This is a genomic window from Rhodococcus sp. T7 (assembly GCF_009872365.1).
Classification (GTDB): Bacteria; Actinomycetota; Actinomycetes; order Mycobacteriales; family Mycobacteriaceae; genus Rhodococcus_F.
Genome location: NZ_WXYH01000392.1, coordinates 8,740 through 11,560, shown reverse-complemented (window position 1 = coordinate 11,560; position 2,821 = coordinate 8,740). Strand labels below are relative to the sequence as shown.

The 2,821-nt window shown below is 63.3% G+C and carries 1 protein-coding gene; it reads right to left on the bottom strand.

The annotated features are described in order from the left end of the window. Nucleotides 1-2,821 (bottom strand): non-ribosomal peptide synthetase (locus MLGJGCBP_RS50100; RefSeq protein ID WP_201453381.1); only part of this gene is annotated, 2,821 nt, incomplete at both ends.

Sequence of the window (2,821 nt, the reverse complement as noted above, 5' to 3'; positions counted from 1 at the left end):
GGATGCCCGGTGTCATTCCACCCCGACACCACCAGATCCCGCTCCACCGCATCAAGGATCTCGATCTCCCCCACCGGCACCGCAGAATCCACCGTCACCGCCTCGAGGACCCGCACAAACCGATCCGCGAACCCCACCACCGTCGACTCATCGAACAAATCCGTCGCATACGTGAACTGCACCGACAACCCCGCCGACACACCCTGCTCGTCGACCGACTCGATGACCGTCACCTGCAAATCGAACTTCGCCACCGCCGCATCGAACTCCACACCCGAAATCGACAACCCCGGCAACTCGAACGTGCTCTGACCCACGTTCTGGAACGCCAACGCCACCTGGAACAACGGATGCCGCGCTGTCGATCGGACCGGATCAAGCACCTCCACCAACCGCTCGAACGGCACATCACTGTGCCCGAACGCAGCCACATCCACCTCACGCGTACGCCCCAACAACTCCGTGAACGACACACCCGGATCAACCTCGGTCCGCAACACCACCGTGTTCACGAACATCCCGACCAACTCGTCGAGCGCCTCCTCACCACGCCCCGCCACCGGCGTCCCCACCGCAACATCCCCGGTCCCCGACAACCGCGACAACAACACCGCCAACGCCGCATGCACCACCATGAACAACGTCGCATTACTCTCCCGCGCAAGCACATTCAAGGCCCGATGCACATCAGCACCGACCGCAAACGAATAACTCGCACCCCGATTCGACGCCACCACCGGACGCGGCCGATCCACCGGCAAATCCAACTGATCCGGCAACCCCGCCAAAGCATCCGTCCAGAACAACTCCTGCTGCGCAATCAACGACGCCGGATCATCCTCCGACCCCAACACCTCACGCTGCCACAACGCAAAATCCGCATACTGCACCTCGAGCGGCGCCCACCCCGGCACCTCCCCCCGCACCCGAGCCGCATACGCCACCATCACATCCCGCGTCAACGGACCCATCGAAAAACCATCCGCACTGATGTGATGCACCACCAACGCCAACACGAACTCGTCCTCGGCGACCCGGAACAACGCGGCCCGCACCGGCACCCCCGCCGTCACATCGAACCCAGCCGACACCAGGTCCACCACCCGACCCAGCACCTGATCCTCAGCCACCACGACCGGCGTCAAATCCGGAACAACCTCCGCCGCAGAAACTATCTCCTGCACCGGACCATCAACAGTCTCCGGATACACCGTCCGCAACGCCTCATGCCGGCCGACGACGTCGCCAACAGCCGCCCGCAACGCCGCAACATCGAGCACACCAACAAGACGGATCGCGACCGGAATGTTATATGCAGCCGACTCCGGCTCGAACCGGTTCAAAAACCACATCCGAGACTGCGCCAACGACAACGGCACCCGCCCCGAACGCTCCCGCGCCACCAACGGCACCCGACCACCAGCACCCGCATGCGACTCCACCCGCGCCGCCAACCCATGCACCGTCGACGCCTCGAAGATGGTGCGCACCGGCACCTGCGCATCCAACGCCGCACCCAACCGCGACACCACCTGCGTCGCGATCAGCGAATTACCACCCAAACCGAAGAAATCATCATCCACACCAACCGACTCCACCCCCAACACATCGGCGAACACCCCCGCCACGATCTCCTCCACCGGAGTCGACGGAGCCCGGAACACCTTCGCCTCGAACACCGGCGCCGGCAACGCCTTCCGATCCAACTTGCCCGACGCATTCAGCGGCAACTCCCCCAACACCACAAACGCCGACGGCACCATGTACGACGGCAAACGCCCCGCCACCGACACACGCAACCGATCCGCCTCGATCGAACCACCCGGCACCGGAACCACATACGCCACCAACTGATCCCCGGCACGCCCATCACCGCGCACCACCACCACAGCCTGCGACACCGCACCGTCCACCAGCAAAGCGGACTCGATCTCCCCCAACTCAATCCGCTGCCCACGGAACTTCACCTGAAAGTCAGTACGACCGATGTACTCGAGCACCCCATCGGGACGCCAGGCAACCAGATCACCCGTGCGGTACATACGCTCACCCGAACCACCGAACGGACTCGCCACAAACCGGTCCGACGTCAGATCCGGCCGCGACACATACCCCCGCGCCAACTGCACACCCGCCAGATACAACTCACCCGGAACACCCACCGGCACCGGACGCAACCGCCCATCAAGGACGAACACCTGCGAATTCCACACCGGCACACCGATCGGCACACCGCTCGACTCGGCACCGTCGACCCGGTGATACGTGATGCTGACTGCCGCCTCCGTCGGACCGTACAAGTTGTGCAACCCAGCACCACTGACCGCAGTGAAACCACGCGCGGTTTCCACCGGCAACGCCTCACCGATCACGAACACATGCCGCAACGAAGACAACGCCTCCTCCGCGACCGCCGACACGAACACCGTCAACATCGACGGCACAAAATCCGTCACCGTCACCTGATGCTCGACAATCGTATCCGCCAAATACGCGGGATCCCGGTGACCATCAGGTGTCGCCACCACCAACCGCGCACCCGAGATCAACGAAACGAAGAAACCCCACAACGACACATCGAACGTCGTCGCCGTCTTCTGCAAATACACATCCGACTCGTCGATGCCGTACTCCGACTGCATCCACAGCACCTGGTTGACAATCGCCTCATGGCTGACCGCCACCCCCTTGGGACGGCCCGTCGACCCCGACGTGAATATCACATACGCAGAGTTCGACGCCCGCAACGGCGACACCCGATCCGCATCCGTGACCGGCGCACCCGAGAATCCCGACACATCCACCGTGTCAACACAGATCA